Here is a 25542-nt window from a genome sequence, read left to right as displayed (position 1 = left end):
CGGGGAGCCCTGCTCCCCTCACATCCCCACCTCGGCGCGGAGCCGGGCCACCACGCCGGGCAGCACCGCCAGGAACCGGTCGACCTCCGCCTCGGGGGTCTCCGGACGCAGCGACAGCCGCACGTTGCCGTGCGTCAGTGCGCCCATGGCCGCGAGCACGTGCGACGGCTCGAGGGTGGACGCCGCGCACGCCGAGCCGCTGCCCACGCCGAACCCGAGACGGTCCAGCTCCGTGACCAGCGCCTCGCCGTCGACGTAGAGGCACGAGAACGTGAGCAGGTGGGGGAGCCGGTCGTCCGGGTCACCGACCACGTCCACGTCGGGCACCGTCGCGGCCACGGTGCGCCGTACCCGGTCGACCAGCGCGTGCACGCGCGGCCCGGCCTCGGCGGCCTCGGCCGTCACCGCCTGCAGTGCCGCGGCCGCCGCCAGCGCCCCGGCGACGTCCTCGAAGCCGAGCGCGCGGGGGTCGCTGCGGTCGTCGGCGGGGGAGGGGGAGCGCCAGCGCACGTGCTTGCGCACGACGAGCACCCCGACGCCCGGGGGGCCGCCCCACTTGTGCGCCGACGCCGCGGCGACCGCCCAGCCGGCCGGCAGGGGATGCCAGCCGACGGAGCTGCAGGCGTCGAGCAGCACCGGCACGTCGCCCGCGAGCTCGGCCGCCTCGGCCACCGGCTGCACGGTGCCCACCTCGTGGTTGGCGGTCTGCAGGGCCAGCAGGGCGACGCCGCCGTGGGCGGCGCGGGCGTCGGCCAGGGTCGTGCGCCAGGCGTCGAGGTCCAGGCGGCCCCGGGCGTCGACGGGCACGCTGACGGTCGTCGTGCCGTGCTCGGCGGCCGACCAGGCGGCCGCGTGCAGCACGGACGAGTGCTCGACCGCCGCGTGGGCGACGACGGGGCCCACCCGTCGCCGGCCCCGGGCCAGGCCGAGCAGTCCGCGGTGCACGGCCTCGGTGCCGCTGGACGTGAAGGTGACCTCGTCGGCCCGGACGTCGAGGCCGGCGGCGACCACCTCGCGGGCGTTGTCGAGCAGCTGACGGCTGAGGCGTCCCGCCCGGTGCAGGCGGCGCGGATCGGCGTACCCGTGCTCCCACGCCGCCTGCAGCGTCCGGGCCGCGGCGGGGTGCAGGGGGCGGCCCGAACCGGTGTCGAGATCGGTCCACGGAGCGTCCTCGCGGGGCATCGCGGCGGTGGTCGCGGGCGCACCGGGTACCGGGGGAGGAGGCGGAGGACTCCCTGCGCCGACAGCGTCGCTCACGCGCACGACCGTAACCGTGCCGACACCCGGCGAGGTAGGTGACCCTCACGGTCCGTCGGGGTCGGGATTCGGTTAGTCTGCTGGCTGTTGTGTGGTCGTCCTAGAGAGAGGCTCGTTCGTGAGTCTGCAACTCCCCAGGCGGCACGGTGCCGAGGTTCGTCGCGGCTCGTCGCCGCGTGCGAAGCGAAGCGTCCGTCTCGCCGCGTTCCTGGGCCTCGCCCTGCTCTTCCTCAGTGGCTGCTCCGAGCAGGAGCAGTACCAGATCCGTCACCTCGGACTCCCTGGCCAGGCCACGGAGGAGGCGCCCCACATCGCCAACCTCTGGATCTGGGCGTGGGTCGCCGCAGCCGTGACGGGCGTGCTCGTGTGGGGCCTCATGTTCTGGGTGGTCGTGCGCTACCGGCGCCGCCACGACGACGAGGTCCCGGTGCAGACGCGCTACAACCTGCCGCTCGAGATCTTCTACACGATCGCCCCGATCATGATGGTGATCGTCTTCTTCTTCCACACGGTCAGCGTGCAGAACACCGTGCTCGACGACGCCGAGCCCGACCTGACGCTCGAGATCGTGGGCCAGCAGTGGTCCTGGACCTTCAACTACCCCACCGACAACGTGGGTGTGGCGGGCGACGAGGAGGCACTCGACGAGAGCGAGTACGCCTACCTCGTGGGCACCGCCTCGCAGATCCCGACGCTGGTGCTGCCCGAGGGCCGCACCGTGCGCTTCAACCTGCACTCGCCCGACGTGATCCACGGTTTCTGGATCCCGGGCTTCCTGATGAAGATGGACGTCATCCCCGGCCGTACCAACAGCTTCCAGGTGACGCCGACCGAGGTGGGCACGTTCAAGGGCAAGTGCACCGAGCTCTGCGGCACCTACCACTCACGCATGCTGTTCAACGTCGAGGTCGTTCCCGAGGACGAGTACGAGGCCTACGTGGCCGAGCTCGCCGAGGGCGGCAACGTGTCCGACACGGGCCCGCTCCTCGGCGGCGACGACGTGCGCACCACGACGGGGCTGGGCAACGAGAACGACGGAGGCACCGAGTGACCGCCACCCTTCCCGCAACCGGAACGCTTCTCCCCGGGAAGAAGCCGCTGGGTGAGCAGGTCGTCCGTCTCCTGACGACGACCGACCACAAGCTCATCGGCAAGATGTACCTGATCGTCTCGTTCGCCTGGTTCTGCATCGGCGGGCTCATGGCGCTCGTGATCCGTTCCGAGCTGGCCTTCCCGGGCCAGCAGGTCGTGAACGACGAGACCTACAACCAGCTGTTCACGATGCACGGCACGATCATGCTGCTGCTGTTCGCGACGCCGCTGTTCTTCGGGTTCGCGAACGTGATCATGCCGCTGCAGATCGGTGCGCCCGACGTGGCGTTCCCGCGGCTCAACATGTTCAGCTTCTGGCTGTTCCTCTTCGGCGGCATCATCGCCGCGGCGGGCTTCCTGACGCCCCAGGGCGCCGCGAGCTTCGGGTGGACCGGCTACGTGCCGCTCTCCAACGAGGTCCGCTCACCCGGTGTCGGTGGCGACATGTGGATCATGGGCCTCTACATGGCCGGCCTCGGCACGATCCTCGGTGGCGTCAACTTTATCACCACGATCATCTGCATGCGTGCGCCCGGCATGACCATGTTCCGGATGCCGCTGTTCGTCTGGAACACGCTGATCACGAGCCTGCTCGTCCTGATCGCGTTCCCGATCCTCGCCGGCGCGCTGCTCATGCTGGAGTCCGACCGCACCCTGGGCACCCACGTCTTCGACGCCTCCCACGGAGGCCCGATCCTCTGGCAACACCTGTTCTGGTTCTTCGGGCACCCCGAGGTCTACATCATCGCCCTGCCGTTCTTCGGCATCGTGACCGAGATCCTCCCGGTCTTCAGCCGCAAGCCGATCTTCGGGTACGGCGGCCTCGTCGGCGCCACGCTCGGCATCGCGATCCTCTCCGTCGCCGTGTGGGCCCACCACATGTTCGTGACGGGCGCGGTGAACCTGCCGTTCTTCTCGGGCATGACGTTCCTGATCGCGGTGCCCACCGGAGTGAAGTTCTTCAACTGGATCGGCACGATGTGGGGCGGGTCGCTGTCGTTCGACACCCCCATGCTGTGGTCGATCGGCTTCCTCGTGACGTTCCTCTTCGGTGGTCTCACCGGCGTGCTGCTCGCCAGCCCGCCGCTCGACTTCCACGTGTCGGACTCGTACTTCGTGGTCGCGCACTTCCACTACGTGGTGTTCGGCACGGTGGTGTTCGCGATGTTCGCCGGCTTCTACTTCTGGTGGCCGAAGATGACGGGCAAGATGCTCGACGAGCGTCTCGGCAAGCTGCACTTCTGGCTGCTGTTCATCGGCTTCCACACCACGTTCCTCGTGCAGCACTGGCTGGGTGTCGAGGGCATGCCGCGCCGGTACGCCGACTACCTCGCCGACGACGGCTTCACCGTCCTCAACCAGATCTCCACCATCGGCTCGTTCGTGCTGAGCGCCTCGATGCTGCCGTTCTTCTACAACATCTACGTCTCCGCCAAGGGACCGAAGGTGGAGGTGGACGACCCGTGGGGCTGGGGCCGCTCGCTGGAGTGGGCGACCTCGTCGCCGCCGCCGCGCCACAACTTCCACTCGATCCCGCGCATCCGTTCCGAGTCGCCGGCGTTCGACCTCCACCACCCGGAGATCGCCGCGCTCGAGCTGGAGCAGAACGACGCGGAGCGGGAGGGTCGGTTCGCCGACGCGCCCGACGTCGAGGGCCGCAAGGCACACGTCAACGACGTGATGGACGACGACACGACGAAGGGTGACCAGAAGTGAAGGCCATGCGCGCAGAGGTCTGGATCTTCGCGATCTGCACCTTCTTCTTCGTGCTGGTGACGCCGGCGTACTGGTTCGTCACCGACAGCAGCGACGAGGGCCCCGAGTGGACCGGCACGGCCGCCCTCGTCATGACCGCCCTGCTCGCCGCGATGGTGACGATGTACCTCGCCGTCCAGGCCCGCAAGCTCGACGACCGCCCCGAGGACCTCAAGGACGCGGAGATCGCCGACGGCGCGGGCGAGCTGGGCTTCTTCCCGCCGTACTCCTGGTGGCCGCTGTGGTGCGCGATGACGTTCGGCGTCCTCGTGCTCGGCGTGATCTTCGGCTGGTGGCTCTTCCTCATCGGGATGGGCCTCGGCGTCCTGGCCCTCTCCGGCTGGGTGTTCGAGTACTACCGGGGCGTGCACGCGCACTGACCCCCGCACGTCGGGTCGGGCGGTCGGTGGATCGCCCGCGTTACCCTGGAAGGCGCTCGTCGAGCTGGTCTCGACGGGCGCCTTCGGCGTTCCCGGGTCCATCGGTCCGCGCCGAGCACCGTCCAGCACGGAGGAGACGACGATGAGCAGCAACGGGCACGGGGGCTTCCACCTCACCCGACGGGGGATCGTGCGACTGGTCGGCGCCGCGGGCGTCGCGGCCGCGGCGGGTGGCGTGCTCGCCGCCTGCTCCTCCTCGTCCGACGAGCCCGACGCGGGTACGGCGGGCGGCGGCGCCGGTGGCGAGCAGGCGGCGAGCGATCCCGTCCAGATCGTCACCAACGTCGAGGGCACGGAGCCGTTCCCGGTCGACCACGTCGTGCGCGTGGAGGCCCAGGGCGGCGCGCTCGACACCGTCGTCGTCCGGACGGCGGACGGCGCGGAGCTCGCCGGCGACCTCCTCGAGGGCGGGGCGACCTGGGTGGCGTCCGCGCTGCTCGAGCCCGACACGTCGTACTCGGTGACCGCCACCGCGGGGGAGCAGACCACCGACGTCACGTTCTCGACCGTGGCCCTCACCCTCGCCGAGCAGACCTTCGCCTCCGTCGCGCCCCTCGCGGGCGAGGTCGTGGGCGTCGGCATGCCCGTGGTGGTGGCGTTCGACCTCCCGGTGACCGACCGGGCCAGCTTCGAGCGCCACATGACGGTGACCTCCGAGCCGGCCCAGGAGGGCTCGTGGCACTGGTACAGCGACACCGAGGTGCGCTGGCGCCCCGCGACGTACTGGGAGCCCGGCACGACCGTCACCGTCGACCTCGCCGTCAACAGCGTGCCGGCCGGGGGAGGCATCTACGGGCAGGAGAGCCGCCAGGTCGCGTTCGAGGTCGGGAGCTCGGTGATCCACCGCATCGACGTCGCCGCCCACCAGATGGTGTCGTCGATCGACGGGCAGGTCGTGCGCACGATGCCGGTCAGCGGCGGCAAGCCGGGCTACGAGACGCGCTCCGGCATCAAGGTCGTGATGGAGAAGTTCCGCACGAAGACCATGGACGCCGCGACGACGGGCGTCAGCCCCGGCGACCCGGAGTACTACAACATCAGCGACGTCGAGTACGCGCTGCGCCTGACGAACTCGGGCGAGTTCATCCACGCGGCCCCGTGGTCGATCGGCTCGCAGGGCTCGGCCAACGTCAGCCACGGCTGCGTGGGCATGTCGACGCAGGACGCCGGCTGGGTCTTCGAGAACAGCAAGCGCGGCGACGTCGTCGAGGTGACCGGCACCGACCGCCAGATGACGCTCGAGAACGGGTACGGCGACTGGAACGCCACCCCGGCGGTGTACGCCGAGGCCTCCGCCCTCTGAGCCCCTCCTAGGGGTAGGCGAGGCGCTCCGGGGTGAGCACGAAGTGCTCCCGGAGCCACTCGTACTGGAGCCCCAGCCCGACCGCGGCGACCGCCAGGAGCACGGCGAGCCGAGCGACCCTGGGCCACGAGCGTCCCAGGCTCGGGAAGGGCCACCACAGCGCCAGGAACAGCACGGCGTACCGCTCGATGCTGGGGGTGGGGCGCGTCGCGACGAGCAGGTACGCGCCGTACGAGAGCACCCACGCCCGCACCTCGAGCCCCCACAGCCGTGCGGCCGGCTGCAGCGTGATCGCCAGGACCAGCAGCACGATGACCGCGACCTCGACGGCGGCGCTCCCGCCGTGCCCGCCGACGAGCTGGTAGGCCCACGACGGCCAGCCCGTCTCCTCGGTGAGGATCCAGGCCTGCTGCGTCAGGTAGTAGGCGTCGGCCTCGCCGGTGACGAGGGCCGTCACGAGCGGCCAGAGCGCGAACGACAACCCGGTGACGAGACCCGCCCCGACGATGCGGCGCAGCTCGGCCCGGGACAGTCCCTCCTCGCTGCGCCAACGGACGAACGCGTGCACGGCCAGCACGGGCACCAGGGCGGGCACGATCGGCCGCGCCAGCGAGAGCACGAGGGCCACGACGGTCAGCCGGCCGTAGCGACGCCGGGCGATCGCGTCGAGCGCGAGCACGACGAGCAGCAGCCCGAGCGCCTCGCTGTAGGCCGTCTGCAGGATGGACGCGGCGGGACTGACGCTGAGCGCCGTGGTGGCCACCAGCGCCACGAAGGTGCCCCCTGAGCGCGCCACCAGCCGGTGGAAGAGCACGAGGCCCACGGTCGAGCACACGACGCTCAGGAGGGCCGCCACGACCCCGAAGGGCAGCTGCGTGAGGACCATCAGCACGCGGACGAGCAGGGGGAACGCGGGGAAGAAGGCCCAGGGGTTCTGCTGCACCTCGCCGTCGACGCGGGGGAGGGTGCCGGGGTAGCCGTCCTCGGCGATCGTCCGGTACCACTGCCCGTCCCAGTTCTCGACGACGCGGAAGTAGCCGGGGTCGGCCGGCACCGGCTCGTAGAGGTAGAAGCCCTGGCCCACCGCGAGCGCCAGCTGGTCGCGCCCGAGGTGCACGATCATCACCGCGTCGGCGACCCGGGTCAGCAGCACGACGACGAGCGGGGCGACCCACCAGGGGACGCGGGGGAGGGGAGGGGTGTCGCCCCCACGACGGCGGAGGACCCCGCGGAAGGGTCCGGGCGTACGACGAGCGCCCGAGTCCGTGGAGGACTCGGGCGCTCGTCGTGTGGAGGCCACTGGTGGTGGTCTCAGTCGGTCTTGCTCAGCTCGTTGTCGCGACCGTCCGAGCTCTCGATCTCGTGCCCGTCGTGACCGTGGTCGCCGTGGTGCTGGGCTTCCTCGATCTCGGCCGGCGTGAGCGGCTGGACGTTGCTGCCGGCGTACCAGGCCGAGAGACGGGCCCGCAGACGCTGGCCCCGGGTGCCCGGAGCCTGCACGCCGTTGGCGTCCTTCTCGGACTCCAGCGTGTAGACCTCGTCGCCGTCACGCTGCGTGATCGTGAAGGTGTCGCCCGCGGGGAGCGGCTGGTGCCGCTCCGAGTAGGCGCCCTCCGGCGAGCGCTCCAGGATGCCGGACTCGTAGCCGTGCAGGACCTTCTCCCGGTCGTGACGCTGCAACGAGATGCACCAACGTCTGGTGACGATGAAGGCGATGATCGGCCCGAGGAACACCATCACCCGGAGTATGTAGGTGATCTGGTTGATGCTCAGGTCGAACCTGATCGCGATGATGTCGTTGCCTCCGGCGATCCAGAAGAGGCCGTACATCGTCATCAGCGCCACCATGAACGCCGTGCGCGTCGGAGCGTCGCGCGGGCGCTGGAGCAGATGGTGCTCCCGCTTGTCGCCGGTGATCCAGCTCTCGATGAACGGGAGCAGCAGCAGCGTGATGATCGTCAGCGTGGGCAGCAGGATGATCGGGACGAAGACGTTCCAGCTGAGCGTCACGCCCAGCAGGTGCCACTCGAACCCGGGGCCCGGCATGATCCGCAGCGCGCCGTCCGGCCAGCCCATGTACCAGTCGGGCTGGGAGCCCGCCGTCACCTTCGACGGATCGTAGGGCCCGTACATCCAGACCGGGTTGATCGTCATCAGGCCGCCCATGATCGCGGTGACACCGAAGACGATGAAGAAGAAGCCACCGGCCTTGGCGGCGTACACGGGGAGCATCGGGAAGCCGACGACGTTCTTCTCCGTGCGGCCGGGTCCGGGCCACTGCGTGTGCTTGTGGTACACGAGCAGCAGCATGTGGGCGGCGATGAGGCCGAGCAGCAGGCCCGGGATCAGCAGCACGTGGATGATGTAGAGGCGCGGGATGATGTCGGTGCCGGGGAACTCGTCGCCGAAGAGCAGGAACGAGCCGTAGGTGCCGACCACCGGGATCGACTTCACGAAGCCGTCGGCCGCGCGGACGCCGGTGCCCGAGAGCAGGTCGTCCGGGAGCGAGTAGCCGGTGAAGCCCTCCAGCGTGCCGAGCACGAGGAGCATGACGCCGATGAGCCAGTTGATCTCGCGCGGCTTGCGGTGGGCGCCGGTGAAGAAGACGCGCATCATGTGCACGAGCATCGACGCGATGAACAGCATGGCCGCCCAGTGGTGCATCTGCCGCAGGAGCAGACCGCCGCGCACGTCGAACGAGATCGTCAGCGAGGAGTTGAACGCCTCGGAGATGTAGCTGCCGCGCAGGGGGGCGTAAGAACCCTGGTACTCGATCTCGCCCATGCTCGGGTTGAACCAGAACGTCAGGAAGACGCCCGTGATGAGGAGGATGACGAAGCTCCAGAGAGCGATCTCACCCAGCATGAAGGACCAGTGGTCCGGAAAGACCTTGCGCAGGTTCTTCTTGGCCAGACCGGCGAGGCCGAGGCGCTCGTCGGCCCACTGGGCCGCGCCCCCGACCTTGCTCGGCTTGCCGCCCCTGGCGGCAGTGGTGCCGTTGGTGTCGGCGACCTGTGACGTCGTGCTCATGTTCAGCCACGCTCCCAGTAGCTCGGGCCGACCGGCTCGTCGAAGTCGTCCATGGCGATCAGGTAACCCTCGTCGTCGACGCCCAGGTTCATCTGGGGCAGGGCGCGTGCAGCGGGGCCGAAGATGACCTTTCCGCTGTCGGCGAGGTCGAAGGTCGACTGGTGACACGGGCAGAGCAGGTGGTGGGTCTGTTGTTCGTTGAGGGCGATGGGGCAGCCCACGTGGGTGCAGATCTTCGAGTAGCAGACGATGCCGTCGACGTCCCAGTTCTCACGGTCCGGGTTGCGCACGATGTCGCCGGGAGACATGCGGACGAGGATGACCGCAGCCTTGGTCTTCTCGATGAGCAGCCGCTCGTGCTCCAGCTCGGGCAGCTCCTCGCCGTTGGCGAGCACCGGCGCGGGCAGGTGGCCCTCGGCGTCGGGCACGAGGCCCTCGGGCTCGCCGTTGACCAGGTCGCCGATCTGGAGGTCGCTGCGGTGGATCTTGGTGCCGATGACGTCGCGCACGACGTACATGCCCGGCTCCCAGAACGTGGTCTCGAGGCGCGAGGGGCTCATGTCGTTCGGACCCAGGTCGCGCAGCGCGACGACCAGGGGGACACCCATGAAGCCGAGCGCGCCCAGGAGCGTGTTGCGGATCAGCGGGCGACGGCCGATGCCGGACTCGTCGAGCCCGTCGGTGAGCGCCTGGAGGGTGACGGCGCGGTCCTCGTCGGAGGACGTCGCCGGGTGGCGGAGCTCGGCGATCTCCTGGTCGGCCATGAGCTTGCGGGCCCACTGGATGATGCCGACGCCGATGCCCAGGAGCACGCCGCCGAGGGTCAGGCCGAGGAAGAGGTTCGACGCCCCCATGCCCATGAACGTGTCGGTCTCGCGGAGGTCGCCGATCTCGAAGCTGAAGTAGGCGACGACGAAGAGGACGGCGCAGACCATCGAGAAGACGAAGAGCCCGGCGACCTGGCGCTCCGCGCGCTTCTCGGCCTTGGGGTCGACGTCGGTCGGGCGCCACGTGTGCGCCGGCAGACCGGGGGCCACGGGCTCGGGAGCCACGACCTCCTTGCCGGTCGCGGTGGTGCCGGGGGTCGTGTCGGTGCCGGGGCCGGGGCCCTGCGCGGGGAGGTTCTCCTGGTCGCTCACGCCTGTGCCTTGCCCTTCTTGGTGCGCGTCGTGTGCGCCGCGATCCAGACCGCGAAGCCGACGAGTGAACCGATGCCGATGAGCCAGGCGAACAAGCCCTCGCTCACCGGTCCGAGCCCGCCGAGGGTGAAGCCGCCGTACGCCGGCTCCTCGTCGAGCGTGTTGAGGAACGCGATGACCTCACGCTTGTTCTCCGGCGGGATGTTGCCGTCGGAGAACACGTCCATCTGGGACGGACCGGTCTGCATGGCCTCGTAGATGTGCTTCTCGCTGACGCCCTTCAGGTCGGGGGCGTAGCCGCCGCGGGGCATCGCGCCGCCCGCGCCGTTGAAGTTGTGGCACGCGGTGCAGTTGGTGAGGAAGATCTGCTGGCCGCGGTTGATGGCGGCGTCGCGCTCCTCGTCGGAGAGGTCGTCCAGGTAGTCGCTGGAGTAGGTCTCCTCGTCGGGGATGCCGGGACCGGGGCCGAGGGCGGCGACGTACGCCGCCAGCGCCTCGGTCTCCTGCTCGTCGTAGGCGACGTTCTTGCTCGGGTTCTGCTGGCCCGGCTGGACCATCGGCATGCGGCCGGTGCCGACCTGGAAGTCGACCGCGGCGGCGCCGACGCCGACGAGCGAGGGGCCGAGCTGGTTGCCGCGGACGTCGAGGACGCCCTCGCCGTTCTGCCCGTGGCAGAAGGCGCAGCCCACGAGGAAGAGCTCACGGCCCTCGTCGATGAGCTCCTGGTCGGCGACGGCCTGCTCGGCCTGGCCGGCGGGTGCGAAGGCGGCGTACGCCGTGCCCGTCAGCGCGAGGCCGAGGAGCAGGACGAGGAGCCCGGCCACGGGTCCTCGCCGGTGGCGGGAGATCCGGCCGGCGGAGCGGTTCAGGAAACGCAACGTGATGTCCCTTGTTCTGGTCCGGGTCGATTCAGTCGGGCGGTGCGGACGGTCCAGGCCGCAGTGGGCGAAGCGGTCACATGATCAGGTAGATCGTGGCGAACAGCCCGATCCACACGACGTCGACGAAGTGCCAGTAGTACGACACGACGATCGCCGAGACCGCTTGCTCGTGGGTGAACCGGCGCGCCAGGTAGGTGCGCCCGAGGACGAGGAGGAAGGCGATGAGCCCGCCCGCCACGTGGATCCCGTGGAACCCGGTGGTCAGGTAGAACATCGACCCGTAGGCCGAGCTCTGCATCGTCAGTCCGGCGTGGACGAGCTCCGTGTACTCCAGCGCCTGGCCGGCCATGAAGACCGCGCCCATGAGGTAGGTGAGGATGAACCACTCACGCATGCCCCACTCGCCGACCTGGAGGAGCGACCCGCTCCGGCCCACCTTCGGACCGCCCTTGGCGGCCGAGCGCTCGGCGGCGAAGACGCCCATCTGGCAGGTGAAGGACGACAGCACCAGGATCGTCGTGTTCGCCGCGGCGAACGGGACGTTGAGATGCGTCGTCTCCTGTGCCCACAGGTCGACCTCCGCTGCGCGGATGGTGAAGTAGGCCGCGAACAGGGCCGCGAAGAACATCAGCTCGCTGGAGAGCCAGATGATCGTTCCTACGCTGACCATGTCGGGACGGCCGTGCTGCCCCCGCAGACGGGAGGCCGGGATCGCTGCTGAAACTGTCGCCACGGGCGCCATTATGTCCTGCCGCGCGGCTCCTGTGACCCCGCCCCCCGCAACAAGTCTTACGCAGAGTCGTAGATCGCCCGTGGGGCCCGGGAAACTGCTCCGAAACTCGTGCCGCGCACCGTCCACACACGTGCGCGTCCGCGCCCGCGCGGTGGCCGTTTCTCACCCGTACGGGCGTGGCCGGCCAGGGAGGCGCCGCTCGGGCGGGGTCGACGCGCCGTACGGCGGACGAGCGGACCGGGGGAGCTCGTACCGCTCGAGGGGTGGCGCCCGTGGGGGCCCGGGGCGGTAGGGTCACGCGGGTGAGCGACTCCACCGCCTCCGGTCCGACGTCGAGCGCCGCCCGACTCACGGTGCTCGTCTACAGCGACGACGTCCGCACGCGGGAGCAGGTGATCCTGGCGCTCGGTCGCCGGCCCCACCCCGACCTGCCGGAGCTGACGTACGTCGAGGTGGCCACCGAGCCCGTCGTCGTGGCGCAGATGGACACGGGTCGCATCGACCTGGCCATCCTCGACGGCGAGGCCGTGCCCGCCGGGGGGATGGGCATCGCCAAGCAGCTCAAGGACGAGATCTTCGAGTGCCCGCCCGTGCTCGTGCTGACGGGGCGCCCCCAGGACGCGTGGCTCGCCACCTGGTCGCGGGCCGAGGCCGCCGTGCCCCACCCGCTCGACCCGATCGTGCTCGCCGAGACGGTCGTCGCCCTGCTGCGCCCGCGCGCCGCGCTCGCCGCCCGTTGAGCGCGCTCCCGACCTGGCCCGAGGTGCTCTCCGCCCTCGTGGGCCGGAGCGACCTCACGCCCGAGCAGGCCTCGTGGGCGATGACCGAGATCCTGACGGCCCAGGCCACACCGGCCCAGATCGCCGGCTTCGCCGTCGCGCTGCGCGCCAAGGGCGAGACGACGGCGGAGGTGGCCGCGCTCGCCGAGGCGATGATCGCCCAGGGCACCCCGCTGTCCGTGCCCGGTCGTCTGCTCGACGTGGTCGGCACGGGCGGTGACCGCTCGATGTCGGTGAACATCTCGTCGATGGCGGCGATCGTCGCGGCCGGCGCCGGGGCGCGCGTGGTGAAGCACGGCAACCGCTCCGCCTCCTCCAAGTCGGGCAGCGCCGACGTGCTCGAGGCGCTCGGCGTACGCCTCGACCTGCCGCCCGCGCGCGTCGGCGAGCTGGCGGAGGAGGTCGGGATCACCTTCTGCTTCGCCGCGGCCTTCCACCCGGCGATGCGGCACGCGGCCGTGCCCCGCCGCGAGCTCGGCATCGGCACGACCTTCAACTTCCTCGGCCCCCTGACGAACCCGGCCCGGCCCGGCGCCCAGGCGATCGGGTGCGCGGACGCCGCGATGGCGCCCGTGATGGCCGGTGTCTTCGCCACGCGCGGGGTCGACGCCTGGGTGTTCCGCGGCGACGACGGTCTCGACGAGCTGACCACGACGGCGACGTCGGCGGTCTGGGTCGTGCGCGACGGCCAGGTCGAGCGCACCGTGGTCGACCCGCTGTCGCTGGGCATCCCGCGGGCCTCGGTCGAGGACCTCCGTGGCGGCGACGTGCAGCACAACGCCGACGTCGTACGACGCGTGCTCGCCGGCGAGCGGGGCCCGGTGCGCGACGCGGTCGTGCTCAACGCGGGCGCGGCGCTCGCCGTCCACGCGGAGGAGCCGTTCGCGGGCGACGTCGAGGCGCAGCTCGCCACGGGCATCGAGCGCGCCGCCGCGGCCGTCGACTCCGGCGAGGCCGCGGCCACGCTGGAGCGCTGGGTCGCCGCCTCCTCGTCCTGAGGGGACGAGCGGGGGCTCAGGCCGCCAGGTCGAGCACGTACGCGCGGCCGTTGCGGCGGAAGCCGAGGCGCGCGTAGTACGGGTCCGTCATGTTCGGGGGCGTCATCACGTGGCGGAACCCGCGACGGCGCAGGATGTCGCTGCGGAGCCAGAGGTACTCGCCGGCGGCGAAGTCACGGAACGCGGGCGTGACGTAGTCGAGCTCGACGTGGGCGACGTCGCCGTCGGCCCGCACGACCACGACGCCGGCCGTCTCGTCGCCCTGCTGCACCAGGTAGGCCTGGCGGTCCTCCGCGTTCCGCTCCCAGCAGAAGTCGGGCTGGTGGCGATGGATGTCGACGTCGTGGCTGCGCAGGACGTGGTTGAGGTAGGCGTCCCCGGAGCCGACGGCGAGCACCGTGAAGGTGCGCTCGGCGGCGGGCTGGCGCAGGAGCTTGACGAGGAACCACGCGTTGATGGCGAGGAGCACGACGTTCATCGCCACCATCGGCCACACGCCGATGAGCAGGTTGAAGGTCGCGAGGGTGACGGTCGCCGCTGCGTTCAGCAGGCGGAAGCGCAGGACGCGCGTCTGCAGGATCGAGCAGATCAGGAGCCCCGAGCCCGCCCAACCGAGGATGGCCAGCCAGTGGTCGAGGATCCAGGTCACCTGCGGATGTTACGAGCGTGTTGCGGGGTTACCGGCCGGGACGACCCTGTGAGGTCGCTCACCTGCGGACGGGCCGCGACGGTGGCGGCCCGGGTCAGTCGAGGCCGAGGGAGAACGCCGACTCGAGGTCGTGGCGCGAGTAGGCCCGGAACGCGATGTGGGTCTCGGTGGAGCGGACGCCGTCGACCTTGTTGAGCCGGTCGGCGACCACGGCCGCGATCTCGTCGTGGTCGCGCACGCGGATGAGGGCGATGAGGTCGATCTGACCGGTCACCGAGTAGACCTCGCTGACCCCCTCGAGCGCCGCGATGGCCTCGGCGACCTCGGGGATGCGGTCGACCTCGGCGTTGACGAAGACGATGGCCGTGATCATGGTCCGCGAGCCTAGGGCATGGCCCCCGGCGCCGTCCTGCACGACGGCGCCGGGATGCCTGCGGAGCTCACGACCCGAGCTGCTCCTCGAGGTCGAGCAGCGCGCCCTCGACGACCTCGGTGGGCGCGGGGTGGATCCAGTACTGCCGACGGGCGAGGCCGGCCACCGGGGCCCCCGTGCTGATCCAGCCGATGAGGGGCTGGATGAGCGTGGCGGCCTCGGGCGCGACCACGTGCGCGCCCACGAGCAGCCCCGTCGCGCGGTCGCCGATGAGCTTGACGAAGCCGCCGGGACCGGTCGGGTCGCGGTCGTCGGGGTCGGACTGCAGCGCCCACCCGTACGCCGTGTCGGCCAGGTCGTGGCGGCCGACGGCCAGGTCGAGACCCTGCTCGCGGGCCTGCGCCTCGGTCAGCCCCACCGAGGCGACCTGGGGATCCGTGAACACGGCCTGCGGCACGTGCGCGTGGTCGGAGACGACCAGGTCGTCGGGGTGCAGCAGGTTGTGCTGCACGACCCGGGCGTCCTGGTTGGCGACGTGCTTGAGCGGCTGGTGCGCACTCGCGTCACCGAGAGCCCACACGCCGGCCGCGGTGGCCCGCTGGTGCTCGTCGACCACGACCCGTCCGGCGTCGTCGACGTCGACCCCCGCCGTCCCGAGGTCCAGCAGGTCGGCGTTGGGCCGGCGCCCGATCGCCACGAGCACCACGTCGGTCTCGACCGTCGTGCCGTCGTCGAGGTGGAGCAGGGCGGTGCCGTCGTCCCGCGGGGTCACGCGGTCCAGGCGGACGCCCGTGCGGACCGTCCAGCGGTCACGCGCGGCCCGGGTGACGATGTCGGCCACGTCGGCGTCCTGCGTGGCGAGGAGCAGGTCCTCGCTCTCGACCTGGGTGACGTCGACACCGAGGCCCGCGAACACGTTCGCGAACTCGCACCCCACGTAGCCGCCCCCGATGACGACCATCCGTGCCGGGAGCGCCTCGAGCCGCATCACCGAGTCGCTCGTGTGGTGGGCGACGTCGTGCAGGCCGGGGATGTCGGGGACGACGGGTCGGCTGCCGGTGGCGATGACGACGTCGTCGGCGGTCAGCGCGCGCGTCCCGCCGTCCGCGAGGTCGACCGTGATCGCCGAGGGGCCGGTGAACCGCGCCGTACCCGTGAGGACGTCGACGTGGTCGAGGCTGCGCCGGTACGACTCGCCGTCCGCGGCGACGGGGTCGATCCGCGACAGCACCCGGTCGCGCAGCGCGGGCCAGTCGACCCCGTCCGCCCGGGTGCCGACGTCGAGGGCCGGGCCGCGTCGGGCGCTCGAGGCCAGCTCGGCGGCGTGCACGTACATCTTCGACGGGATGCACCCGCGGTTGAGGCACGTGCCGCCGAAGGGCCCGCGCTCGACGATCGCCACCCGCAGGTGGGAGAACCGGTCGTCGACGACGGTGTTGCCCGAACCGGCGCCGATGACGACGAGGTCGTAGTGGTCGGCGGCGGCGCTCACTCGGGCAGCTCCTGCTCGGGCAGCGGGCCGAGGCCCGCGAAGTCGTCCAGGTACGGCTCGACGTCGCCCGCGGTGGTCCAGCTGCGCAGCTGGCCCGCCGTGCGGCGGCTGGTGAGCCCGCGCGTCAGGTCGTACGCCGGGGCGCGCAGGACGACGGCGGGGTCGCCCTCCCCGGACTGCCACGTCCAGTCGTCGTCGGTGGCCTCCAGCCGGACGGGGCCGCGACCCTCGAGGCGCTCACCGAGCTGGTCGGCCATCGTCGCGCGCACCGACGCCAGGCCCTCGGTGTCCCGCGCGCCGGGGGCCTCGAGGGCGCCGCGGAGGTCCTGCTCGTGGATGATCGTGTCGCCCAGCGGGCGGGGGTCGGTGTCGCGGACGTACGCGTGCAGGTCCGGGGCGAGGTCGGCCCACTCCTCGAGCAGCTCCGGGGTGGTGCGCCCGGCGCGGGCGTCGACCTGGCCCTGCGTCCACCCCTCGTTGTGGTCGTCCACGACGTCGCCCGAGAGCGTGTCGTGCCCGACCCCGATCATGTGGGCGAGGAGCTCGCGGGCCGTCCAGCCCGGGCACGCCGGGACCCGGCGCTCGAGCAGGTCGGGGCTGGTCTCGTGGGCCTCGCGCGCCGTGCGCGACACGCGCTCGAAGGCGGACCGCCACTCGTCGGCGGCCCGCGGGTCCCCGCCGCTCATGCGAGACCTCCCGCCGTCGACGCCCCGGGCGTCGGTCGGTGCTGCTGCGGCAGGTGGTGGTGCGAGTCCGGCTGCGTCACGAGGTGCTCCCGTCCGGGGCCCCAGGTGAGCCCTCGACGACCATCCGACCAGGTGGCGCCGCCCCACCCATCGCCCGTCGGGGTGACGGCCCGACGTCGGACCGGGCTCCGCCCACCACGCCCGGGGAGCGCGTCAGCGCGCCGGCTGGTGCACCGGTGACGGCAGCCGGCGCTCGTCGAACGGGGCGACGGCCAGCCGAGAGTGGTGCTCGGCGTCGCCGACCCAGAGGTGCTTGGCCGCACCGGCGACGGGACAGCTCCACTCGCCCTCGACGTCGACGAGCCGCACCCCCTCCTGCTCTAGCCAGGTCAGCACCGACTCGGTCTCCTCCGCGCTCGCCGCCGGCACGGGGCCGGGCGCCGGGCGGACCGTCTCGGCCCCGGCCCGCAGCTGGTCGACGTAGGCGTGCGCGTCGTGGCCGGGCGGGATCACGCCCGCCGCGGCGAGCCGGCCGAGGCGGACGACGTGCACGGCCCAGCGGCCGTCGGACTGCCGGTGGGCGGCGACGACCTCGGGGCACCCGGTGAGGGCGACGAGCCGCTGCGTGCGGGAGGTCGCCCGCACGAGGGCGGCCAGCCGGTCGCGGTGGACGCCCGCCTCCTCGTAGCGCTCCTCCTCGGCGTAGGTGGCCATGCGCTCGCTCAGCCGGTCGACCACGCGCACCGGGTCCCGACGCAGCGCGTCGCGCACGTCGGTGACCACGGCGTCGTACGCCGGCGGCTCGACGCTGCCGTCGCAGGGCGAGAGGCAGCGGCCCATCTCGGCGAGCACGCAGGCCGACCGCGAGGGCTGGAGCGGGAGCCGGCCGGAGCACTGCCGGATGGGGAAGGTCTCGTGGAGCGCGGCGAGCGCGCGCTCGGCGGTCTTGCGGGAGCCGAACGGGCCGAGGTAGTCGGCGTCGTCGCCCAGCACCTTCGTCACCAGGGACAGGCGCGGCCACGCCTCGCGGGTGAGCTTCACGAAGTGGGTCTTCTCGGGGAAGCGCGAGCGTCGGTTGTAGCGCGGCTTGTGCTCGGCGATGAGGCGGAGCTCGCGGACGCGGGCCTCGAGCGCGGTGGCGCACTCGATGCCGCGCACCTGGGTGGCGAGGCCGACCATCTCGCCCATGCGGGAGCGGGTCTCGGAGGCGGTGAAGTAGCTGCGGACTCGGGTGCGCAGGTCCTTCGACGTACCGATGTAGAGCACCCGGCCGGAGTCGTCGGTGAAGAGGTAGACGCCCGGGGCGTGGGGGAGGCCCTCGGCCAGGTGGCGCTTCTTGCGCTGCGCCGTCGTGACCCGTGCGCTGAACGTCGACAGCTCCTCCACCGTCAGCACACCGATGCTGCCGAGCCGCTCCATGAGGCCGTGGAGCACGTCGACGGTGGCGCGGGCGTCGTGGAGCGCCCGGTGGTCGGGCGTGGTCTCCGCGCCGAACAGCCGGGCGAGGGAGGAGAGCTTGCAGTTGGGGGCGTCGTCGCGGGTGATGACGCGGCGCGCGATCTTCGCGGTGTCGAGCACCTCGAAGGCGGGCCAGGGCCGGTTCTGCTCGCGCGCGAAGTGCTGCAGGAACCCGATGTCGAACGGGGCGTTGTGGGCGACGAGCACGCAGCCCTGGGCGAACTCGAGGAACGCCGGCAGCGCGGACTCGATCGACGGGGCGTCGGCCACCATCGACGACGTGATGCCGGTGAGCACCGCGATGAACGGCGGGATCTCCGTGTGGGGGTTGACCAGGGTCTGGAACTCGCCGAGGACCTCGCCGCCGCGCACCTTCACGGCGCCGATCTCGGTGATCATCGAGCCGGCCGCCGCGGAGCCGCCCGTGGTCTCGAGGTCGACCACGCAGAAGGTCAGGTCGCGCAGCGGCCGCCCCAGCTCGTCGAAGCTCTGCTGCTCGGCCCAGCGCGACTCCGCACCCGTGGCGGGCCCCGCTCCGGAGCCCGCCCCGCCGGGCCGCCCCGGCTCGCCGTGGGTGTCGCCCGGTCGACGCCCCGGAGGGCGACCGGGAGCGGGGTGCGTGCGGTTCCTGCTCATGGACCAGCACGCTAGGCGGCGGCACCGACAGTGCGGTGGCGCCGCGCTCGCCCGGCTCGGTCCGGACCGGCCCGTGCCCGGACCCGGAACGGCCCGTCCGCGTCGCGCCGCCCGAACTAGGCTGGCCGCACTGTGTCCGAGCCCGAGCCGACGTCCTCCGACGTCCCCCCGCCCCCGGCCGCCGAGGAGCCCGCTCCTCCGGAGGCGCTGCAGCCACGCCTCGTGCAGCGGGCCGCCGGCGTCCTCCCCGTGCTCGGCACCCTTCCGCCACCGCTGCGTCGCGTGGCGACCTTCGCGCCCCAGCGGCGGGCGCGGCTCGGCGCCACCCAGATCGTCGCCTCGCTGGTCGCCGACCCCGCCTTGCGCGAGCGCGTCGCGCGGCGCCTCGCGCTCGACGACCCGGAGCTCGACGAGGTCGCGCGCCTGCTCGACGTGCCCGACGAGGGGGCGCCCGACCTCGACGGGCTCGCCGACCGCGACGCGCTCGACGTCGCCGTGCTGGCCTGGCTGCTGCGTCCGTCGGGTTGGCCGGAGGTGCTCGCGACCGCGCTCGACCGGGCGGGTGCCGCCGCGGAGGCCGGCGTCGCCGCTCACGAGTCGCACCTGCGCGCCCGGCTCGAGCGGCGCGTGGCCGCGCTCGAGGCCGAGGTCCGGGAGCAGCGCAGCGCCGCCAAGGAGCAGGTCGACGAGCTCAAGGCCGAGAACACGGCCCTGCGTCGCAAGCTGGGGGAGTCCCGCGCGGCCACCCGTGCGGCCGTCGAGGACGCCGAGCGGGCGCGCTCCGACCAGCGCGGGGCCGCGGGCCGGGCCGAGGCCGCCGCGCACGCGGCCGAGGGCGACGTACGACGCTGGCAGCGCCGGGTCGAGGAGCTCCAGGCCCAGGTGAGCGCCCAGAAGGCCGGGGGCCGCGCCGAGCGCGACGAGGCGACCCTGCGCACGCGGCTGCTGCTCGACGCGGTCGTGGCCTCCGCGCAGGGCCTGCAGCGCGAGCTCGGCCTCCGACCGGCCGACGGTGCGTCCCCGGCCGACCGCTACGAGGCCGACCTCGCCGGCGAGGGCAGCCGCACGACGACCGCCGCCGGCTCCCTCGGCGCGGGCAGCTCGGCGCTGCTCGAGCAGCTGCTCGCCATGCCGCGGGCGCGCCTGCTCGTCGACGGCTACAACGTCACCAAGACCACCTGGCCCACCTCGTCGCTCGAGGTGCAGCGGCTGCGGCTGGTCAACGGGCTCGCCCCGATCGTGGCCCGCGCGGGTGCCGAGACGACGGTGGTGTTCGACGCCGCCTCGTCGGCGGTGCGGCCGGTGGTCGTGGCGCCCCGCGGGGTGCGGGTGGCCTTCAGCCCCGAGAACGTGATCGCCGACGACGTCATCCGCGACCTCGTCGGCCTCGAGCCCCCGGGCCGCGTGGTCGTCGTGGTCACGAGCGACCAGGCGCTCGCCCGCGACGTGCGGCGCGCCGGCGCGACGGTGATGGACGCCGTGGCGCTCGCCGGGCTGCTCGGCCGCGCCTGACGGCCCGGTGGCCGCAGCCTGATCCGCAGCCTGCTGCACGCCTGATCTGCACGCCTGATCTGCACGCCGGGGTCGTGTCGGGTTCGGCTCCCGTTCAGGCGTGTCGGCGAGAACGGCACGGTCCGCTTCCGAGGCCGTGGAGGTCCGCCGTGCTGCTCTGGGTCGTCATCCCCGCCCTCAACGAGGCCGAGAACCTGCGCGTGCTCGTGCCACGCGTCGTGGAGCACGCCCGGGCGCTGCCCGGCGAGGCCCGCGTGCTGCTCGTCAACGACGGGTCGACCGACGACACGGCCGAGGCCATGCGCGAGCTCGCGGCGACGTACGGGTGCGTCGAGACCGAGATGCTGCGCCACAACCTCGGCAAGGCGGCCGCGCTGCAGCGGGGCTTCGGCCGCGCCATCGAGGCCGGCGCCGACGTCGTCGTGATGATGGACGCCGACGGCCAGGACGACCCCGCCGAGCTGCCGCGCCTCGCCGCCGAGCTCTCCCGCGGCGCCGACCTCGTCACCGGCGCCCGCCTCACGCGACGCGACCGCTTCGTCAAGCGCACCACGTCGCGGCTCTACAACCGCACGACCGCCGTGCTGTCGGGTGCTCCCGGCAAGGACTTCAACTCGGGCTTCAAGATGATGCGGGCCGAGGTGGCCGCCGACGTGGCGCCGATGCTGTACGGCGAGATGCACCGCTACCTCACCGTCATCGCGCACGACATGGGCCACCGGGTGGCCGAGGTGCCGGTCGAGCACCACCCGCGCATGGCGGGTGAGAGCAAGTACGGCCTCGCCCGGTTCTGGCGCGGCTTCGCCGACCTGGTGACGGTGCGGTTCCTACTCTCCTACGAGAACCGGCCCTCCCACCTCTTCGGCGGCATCGGCGGCCTCTGCTTCCTGCTCGGCACCCTGCTGCTGGGCTACCTCACCGTGCTGAAGGTCGTGACCGGCGCGTCCATCGGGGAGCGCCCGCTCCTGCTGGCGGGGGTGCTGCTCGTGCTCGTGGGGCTCCAGCTGCTGCTCTTCGGCCTGCTCGCCGAGCTCGTCGTGCACGCCCGCCAGCAGGGAGCGGCCCGCCCGGTGGCGGGCTCCGCGCCGTACGAGCCCCGCGTCCTGCGCCCGGAGCGCCCCGACCACCTCGGGCGCCCGGTCGACGTCTCCGACTTCGGCCTCGCCGACCAGCTGACCTGGGCGCCGGCCGCGCCCGAGCGACCGCGTGCCTGAGGCTCCCGTCCCGCTGGTGCCCCGGGTGCCGCGCCCGCTGCTCGTCGTCGCCGCGGTCACCGTCGTCGCCACGGCGGGCATGGCCGTCGTGGGGGCCTGGCAGACGGGCGTGTCGTGGGACGAGACTTACCACGTCGCCCGCATGCGCAACTTCCTCGCGCACGGCTGGTACCTGCTCGACGGCGACCTGCTCGACGGGGAGCCCGGGCCCTGGGAGGACCAGGCCTACGTCTACGCCCCCGTGACGGCGCTGCTGATGCACGCCGCGGCGGTGCTGGCCGGCGTCGAGGGCGGCGGGGAGGTCGTGGCGGGCGGCCAGGCGTACGCCGTGCGCCACCTCGTGATCGCGGTCCTCGGGCTGGTGGGCACGGTCGCGGTGGCGGCCACCGCGCGGATCCTGCTGCGCTCCTGGTCGTGGGGCCTGGTCGCGGCGGCGGTGCTGGGGGCGGTCCCGATGTGGACCGGGCACACGATGTTCAACGTCAAGGACGTGCCCGTCGCGGTCGGCTGCACGCTCGTCACGCTGGGCCTCGTGCGGCTCGTGACGCTCGGGTCCGAGGGGGCGGGGGCGCGGCCGGGGGCCCGTGCGTACGGCGCCGCGCTCGCCGTCGCGCTCGTCCTGGTGGCGGGCTGGGTGCTCGCGCTCGGCACGCGGCCGGGCATCTGGCCGACGCTCGTCGCGAGCCACGTGGTCGCGCTGGTGCTGCTGGCCGGCCGGGTGCGCGGGGAGCACCCGCGCGCCGCGGGGGGCCGCAGCGTCGTGCTCGCCGTTCCGGTCGTGGCCTGGCTCGTGCTGCTGGCCGTCTACCCGGCGATCTTCGCGACGCCGGTGACGACGCTGCGGGAGTCGGTGCTCTCGTCGTCGCGCTTCGACGACCGCCAGGGCCAGTGGTACTACGTGCCCGCGCTGCTCGTCGGCGAGACGCCGCTGCTCCTGCTGACGCTGCTGCTGATCGGCACCGTGGTCGCCCTGCGGTGGGTGGCCGGCGCCGTACGGCGGGCGCCCGGCGGTCCGGACCTGCGGCGCGCGGCGTGGCTCCTCGTCGGGGTGCAGGCGTGGACGCTGCCGCTGCTCGGCATGGTGCGCGAGTCCAACCTCTACAACGGCCTGCGGCAGCTGCTCTTCATGGTGCCGGCGACGGCGCTGCTGATGACGGCGGGCATCGTGGCGGTGGTGGGCCTGGCGCGGCGCCGCGCGGAGGCGTCCGACGGCCCCGACGGCGCCCGGTCCCGCGTCGTACCTGCGCTGCTGGTCGCCCTCGTGGCGCTCGCCGTCGCGCTGCCCGTGCTCGACCAGGCGCGGCTCTACCCCTACAACTACGCCTACGCGACGCTCCCGTCGTACGCGGTGGACGAGGCAGCCGACACCGACTACTGGCGCACCAGCGTGCGTGAGCTGGCGCCGAGCATCCCGGCGGACGGGTGGGTCACGTGCTCGCCGTCGCTCGACGGCGACCGGCAGGCGCTGCGGCGCTCGCTCGAGGGCGACGAGGACTGTGCGGGCGACCTGATCGGGCCGCTGTCGTCGTACGCCGACGAGCGCTCGGGCGAGCTGGGGCTCGGGCCCACGGAGTTCCTCGGCATCACGGCGGGGCCGCGGCCGGCCGACGCGAACTGCGTCGAGCTGGCGCGGGTGACGCGTCCGGGGCCGCTGCTCGGCCTCTCCGGCATCCCGGGCCTGCCCGAGCGCGACGTGATGAGCCGGCTGACGCGCTGCCAGCTGGTGCTGCCCGACTACCCCGCCGAGGGCCTGACGTTCGGGCCGGACGGCAACGGCGGCGCGTTCGAGCTGGGCGGCTGGTCGGCCCACATGAGCGAGGACGGCATCGGCCTGGCCGGTGGGACCGCGCAGGTGGGCGTCGCGCTGCCGGGCGCCGACGCCGCCGGCGACGCGCGCCTGGTGCTGCGGCTGCGCGACGGCGACGACGTCACCGCGACGGTGAACGGGGTCGCCGTCGACCTCGGCGCCGCCGACACCGACGGACGACGGAGCGCCGACGTGCCCGCCGACGCCCTCGCGGCGTACGGCGACGACCGCGTGGTGGTGGCGCTGACGCGCGCGGAGCCCACGAGCGACGGACCGGAGCCGCGGCTGCTCGCGCTCGACCTGGAGGAGGACCGATGAAGAACGTGTACGTCGCGCTGCTGCGCGCGCTGCGGGGCCTGGCGCGGGTGACGGGGGTGCTGGCCCTGCTCGACCGGTGGGCGGCCCGCTCCCGCACGGGGCTGTGGGTGCGCTCGTGGTTCTCGATCTACGACCTCGACGAGCTGGTCGCCCACGACGTGCCCTGGTGGACCTTCGACGCGGCCGACCGGGTCGAGGCGTTCCTCGCCGCGCGGCCCGGCGCGCGGGTGCTCGAGTGGGGCTCCGGCGCCTCGACGGTCTGGCTCGGGGCCCGGGCCGCCGAGGTGGTCGCGATCGAGCACGACGAGGCCTGGGCCGCGTCGATGCGACGTCTGCTGCCCGCCAACGCCGCGCTGCGCGTCGTACCGCCCGTCGACGCCGGCACCCGCCTGAGCCGCGACGTCGTCGGCTCGCGCAAGAAGGGCTTCGAGGGCCTCGACTTCTCGGCGTACGTCGCCGAGATCGACCGGGTGCCGGGCCGTTTCGACCTCGTCGTCGTCGACGGCCGGGCCCGGGAGGCGTGCCTCGAGCGCGCCGTCGGTCGGCTCGCACCCGGGGGAGTGGTGGTGGTCGACAACGTCGACCGCGAGCGCTACCGGGCGGCCATCGCGGCGGTGAGCGCGGGCGAGCGGGTCGAGGTCACGTGGACGCGGGGGCGCACGCCGACGCTGCCCTACCCGACCCGGACCGCCCTGCTCACCCTCGCGCCCGCCGCGCCGGCCCCGCACGCGGCGTGAGGGGCATCCTGACCGACCGCCCGGCCCCGCCCCGCCGGACGGCCGTGGCGCGGGCCTGGGCGGTGCGCGCGGTCTTCCTCGCGGTCGTGCTGGGCTGCGCGGCCTGGAGCCTCGACGGCCGCTGGGGCGAGGTCGGCGACGCGCTGCGCGAGGTGCACCCCGGCGGCCTCGTCGCCGCGGTCGTGCTCACGATGCTCGGGCTCCTCGCGACCTCCCTGGTGTGGCGCCTCGTGCTGGCATCCTTCGGGCACGCGGTGCCGGCCCGCGAGGCGCGCTCGGTCTTCTTCGTCAGCCAGCTGGGCAAGTACGTGCCCGGCGCCGTGTGGGCGATCGGGGTGCAGGCCCGGATGGCCCGGCGCCACGACGTGCCGGTGCGGGTCACCGTCACGACGGCACTGATCTTCACGAGCGTGCACGTGCTCACCGCCGGCCTCGTCGGCGGCGTGCTCGTGGTCGCCGGGGCGCTGCGGGCGCCCGGACCGGGATGGCTGTGGGCCCTGGGGGCCGTCGGCTGCCTCGCGGGCCTGGTGCCGGCGGTCACGGGGGCCGTCGTACGACGCGCCGCGGGCACGCCGCTCGTGGCGCGCTGGCCGGACGTGCTCGGGGTCGCCGCGCTCATGGCGGGGGCGTGGACGGCGTACGCGCTGGCGCTCCTGCTGCTCGTGCCCGACCCCTCCGTGGAGGTGCTCGGCGCGCTGGCCGGGGCCTTCGCGATCGGCTACACCGCCGGCGTCGTGGTGGTGCTCGCGCCCGCCGGGCTGGGGGCACGGGAGGCGACGTTCGTCGCGCTGCTGTCGCCGGTCACGGGCCTGCCCGTCGCGACCGCGGTGGCGCTGCTCGCGCGCGTCGTGCACACCGTCGCCGACCTGCTGCTCGCGGCGCTGTGCTGGGTGCCGGCACGGGCGGCCGGCGGGCCGGCTGACGGAATGGGCGCCGGGTCGGCCGGCGGGGCCGGCGCTGCGGATGCCGCGCCGTTGTCGGTGGCGGGTGGCAGTGTCCGCGGGCATGACGACGATCGACTGTGACACCTGCCTCGTGCGGGGTCTGCACTGCCACGACTGCGTGGTCACGGCCCTCCTGGGTCCACCGCCCGAGACGGGCTTCGGTCCCGACGAGCAGCGGGCGCTCGACGTGCTCGCCGAGAGCGGCCTGGTGCCGCCGCTGCGCATGGTCCAGGCAGTGCGCGGGCCCGACGTGGAGTCCGCCTGAGCGTCTGAACTGGCGGTCTGCGACGCCCTCCGGCGGGGTGTGAG

23 protein-coding genes are annotated in these 25542 nt (G+C 73.0%); 12 read left to right on the top strand and 11 right to left on the bottom strand.

Going from position 1 to position 25542, the window contains the following annotated elements:
* Positions 1 to 18: 18 nt before the first annotated feature.
* Entirely contained in the window at positions 19 to 1182 is a 1164-nt protein-coding gene (locus K329_RS0103725; protein WP_028472007.1) for a cysteine desulfurase family protein, read from the bottom strand.
* Between the two features lie 193 nt (positions 1183 to 1375).
* On the opposite strand from K329_RS0103725, the gene ctaC reads away from it, so the two are divergent.
* The 4 genes from ctaC to K329_RS0103705 all read left to right on the top strand — a co-directional run bounded on the left by ctaC (position 1376) and on the right by K329_RS0103705 (position 5847).
* Positions 1376 to 2308, top strand: coding sequence for an aa3-type cytochrome oxidase subunit II (gene ctaC / locus K329_RS0103720; RefSeq protein ID WP_052336314.1), 933 nt, complete (start codon positions 1376 to 1378; stop codon positions 2306 to 2308).
* Positions 2305 to 4065 carry an aa3-type cytochrome oxidase subunit I gene (gene ctaD, locus K329_RS0103715; protein WP_028472005.1) on the top strand — a complete coding sequence of 587 codons (1761 nt, stop codon included), beginning with the start codon at positions 2305 to 2307 and terminating at the stop codon, positions 4063 to 4065. Before ctaC ends, ctaD begins: the two co-directional genes overlap by 4 nt.
* 5 nt (positions 4066 to 4070) lie before the next feature.
* Complete coding sequence (locus K329_RS0103710) at positions 4071 to 4484, top strand: cytochrome c oxidase subunit 4 (RefSeq protein ID WP_028472004.1); 414 nt, start codon at positions 4071 to 4073, stop codon at positions 4482 to 4484.
* Between the two features lie 142 nt (positions 4485 to 4626).
* Positions 4627 to 5847, top strand: coding sequence for a L,D-transpeptidase (locus tag K329_RS0103705; protein WP_084540957.1), 1221 nt, complete (start codon positions 4627 to 4629; stop codon positions 5845 to 5847).
* A 7-nt stretch (positions 5848 to 5854) separates the two neighbouring features.
* Here K329_RS0103705 and K329_RS24380 read toward each other — a convergent pair whose 3' ends face one another.
* The 5 genes from K329_RS24380 to ctaE form a co-directional block, all read right to left on the bottom strand.
* Positions 5855 to 7000 (bottom strand): hypothetical protein, encoded by a 1146-nt coding sequence (locus K329_RS24380; protein WP_052336313.1) that lies wholly within the window; start codon positions 6998 to 7000, stop codon positions 5855 to 5857.
* Positions 7001 to 7158: 158 nt separating this feature from the next.
* The gene (gene qcrB / locus K329_RS0103695) at positions 7159 to 8877 is read right to left on the bottom strand and encodes a cytochrome bc1 complex cytochrome b subunit (RefSeq protein ID WP_028472002.1); all 1719 of its coding nucleotides are present in this window, start codon (positions 8875 to 8877) and stop codon (positions 7159 to 7161) included.
* Between the two features lie 2 nt (positions 8878 to 8879).
* Positions 8880 to 10016 (bottom strand): cytochrome bc1 complex Rieske iron-sulfur subunit, encoded by a 1137-nt coding sequence (gene qcrA / locus K329_RS0103690; protein ID WP_084540956.1) that lies wholly within the window; start codon positions 10014 to 10016, stop codon positions 8880 to 8882.
* Entirely contained in the window at positions 10013 to 10894 is an 882-nt protein-coding gene (gene qcrC / locus K329_RS0103685; protein WP_084540955.1) for a cytochrome bc1 complex diheme cytochrome c subunit, read from the bottom strand. Before qcrC ends, qcrA begins: the two co-directional genes overlap by 4 nt.
* A 76-nt stretch (positions 10895 to 10970) precedes the next feature.
* A complete protein-coding gene (gene ctaE, locus K329_RS0103680) occupies positions 10971 to 11639 on the bottom strand; it encodes an aa3-type cytochrome oxidase subunit III (protein WP_084540954.1) in 669 nt (222 codons plus the stop codon).
* 293 nt (positions 11640 to 11932) lie between these two features.
* Here ctaE and K329_RS0103675 point away from each other — a divergent pair, with 293 nt between their 5' ends.
* Positions 11933 to 12370: an Rv3143 family two-component system response regulator gene (locus tag K329_RS0103675; RefSeq protein WP_028471998.1), complete on the top strand. Its 438-nt coding sequence runs from the start codon at positions 11933 to 11935 to the stop codon at positions 12368 to 12370.
* Entirely contained in the window at positions 12367 to 13407 is a 1041-nt protein-coding gene (trpD, locus tag K329_RS0103670) for an anthranilate phosphoribosyltransferase (protein WP_028471997.1), read from the top strand. The genes K329_RS0103675 and trpD overlap by 4 nt, the downstream gene beginning before the upstream one ends.
* 16 nt (positions 13408 to 13423) lie before the next feature.
* Here the strand turns inward: trpD and K329_RS0103665 are convergent, their stop codons facing one another.
* The 5 genes from K329_RS0103665 to K329_RS24375 all read right to left on the bottom strand — a co-directional run bounded on the left by K329_RS0103665 (position 13424) and on the right by K329_RS24375 (position 18701).
* Positions 13424 to 14056, bottom strand: a complete 633-nt coding sequence (locus K329_RS0103665; protein WP_028471996.1) for a hypothetical protein — start codon at positions 14054 to 14056, stop codon at positions 13424 to 13426.
* A gap of 94 nt (positions 14057 to 14150) precedes the next feature.
* Positions 14151 to 14429: an Lrp/AsnC family transcriptional regulator gene (locus K329_RS0103660; protein WP_028471995.1), complete on the bottom strand. Its 279-nt coding sequence runs from the start codon at positions 14427 to 14429 to the stop codon at positions 14151 to 14153.
* Between the two features lie 67 nt (positions 14430 to 14496).
* A complete protein-coding gene (locus tag K329_RS0103655; protein WP_028471994.1) occupies positions 14497 to 15921 on the bottom strand; it encodes a mycothione reductase in 1425 nt (474 codons plus the stop codon).
* Positions 15918 to 16607, bottom strand: coding sequence for a maleylpyruvate isomerase family mycothiol-dependent enzyme (locus K329_RS0103650; protein WP_028471993.1), 690 nt, complete (start codon positions 16605 to 16607; stop codon positions 15918 to 15920). Before K329_RS0103650 ends, K329_RS0103655 begins: the two co-directional genes overlap by 4 nt.
* A gap of 213 nt (positions 16608 to 16820) precedes the next feature.
* Positions 16821 to 18701 carry a DEDD exonuclease domain-containing protein gene (locus K329_RS24375; protein WP_084540953.1) on the bottom strand — a complete coding sequence of 627 codons (1881 nt, stop codon included), beginning with the start codon at positions 18699 to 18701 and terminating at the stop codon, positions 16821 to 16823.
* A 132-nt stretch (positions 18702 to 18833) separates the two neighbouring features.
* Between K329_RS24375 and K329_RS24370 the strand changes: the two genes are divergently transcribed.
* The 6 genes from K329_RS24370 to K329_RS0103615 all read left to right on the top strand — a co-directional run bounded on the left by K329_RS24370 (position 18834) and on the right by K329_RS0103615 (position 25498).
* A complete protein-coding gene (locus tag K329_RS24370; RefSeq protein WP_052336312.1) occupies positions 18834 to 20213 on the top strand; it encodes an NYN domain-containing protein in 1380 nt (459 codons plus the stop codon).
* A gap of 149 nt (positions 20214 to 20362) precedes the next feature.
* On the top strand, positions 20363 to 21427 hold the full coding sequence (locus K329_RS31200; RefSeq protein WP_052336311.1) for a glycosyltransferase family 2 protein: 1065 nt from the start codon (positions 20363 to 20365) through the stop codon (positions 21425 to 21427).
* Positions 21420 to 23552, top strand: a complete 2133-nt coding sequence (locus K329_RS0103630) for a hypothetical protein (RefSeq protein ID WP_157571543.1) — start codon at positions 21420 to 21422, stop codon at positions 23550 to 23552. The genes K329_RS31200 and K329_RS0103630 overlap by 8 nt, the downstream gene beginning before the upstream one ends.
* Positions 23549 to 24289: a class I SAM-dependent methyltransferase gene (locus K329_RS0103625; protein WP_028471991.1), complete on the top strand. Its 741-nt coding sequence runs from the start codon at positions 23549 to 23551 to the stop codon at positions 24287 to 24289. The genes K329_RS0103630 and K329_RS0103625 overlap by 4 nt, the downstream gene beginning before the upstream one ends.
* A complete protein-coding gene (locus tag K329_RS0103620) occupies positions 24286 to 25314 on the top strand; it encodes a lysylphosphatidylglycerol synthase transmembrane domain-containing protein (RefSeq protein ID WP_169721563.1) in 1029 nt (342 codons plus the stop codon). Before K329_RS0103625 ends, K329_RS0103620 begins: the two co-directional genes overlap by 4 nt.
* A complete protein-coding gene (locus tag K329_RS0103615; RefSeq protein ID WP_028471989.1) occupies positions 25295 to 25498 on the top strand; it encodes a hypothetical protein in 204 nt (67 codons plus the stop codon). The genes K329_RS0103620 and K329_RS0103615 overlap by 20 nt, the downstream gene beginning before the upstream one ends.
* Positions 25499 to 25542 lie beyond the last annotated feature (44 nt).

This window comes from Nocardioides alkalitolerans DSM 16699 (assembly GCF_000426525.1).
Classification (GTDB): Bacteria; Actinomycetota; Actinomycetes; order Propionibacteriales; family Nocardioidaceae; genus Nocardioides; species Nocardioides alkalitolerans.
The sequence above is the reverse complement of the archived record's forward strand: the minus strand, read 5'-3'. Positions and strand labels throughout refer to the sequence as shown.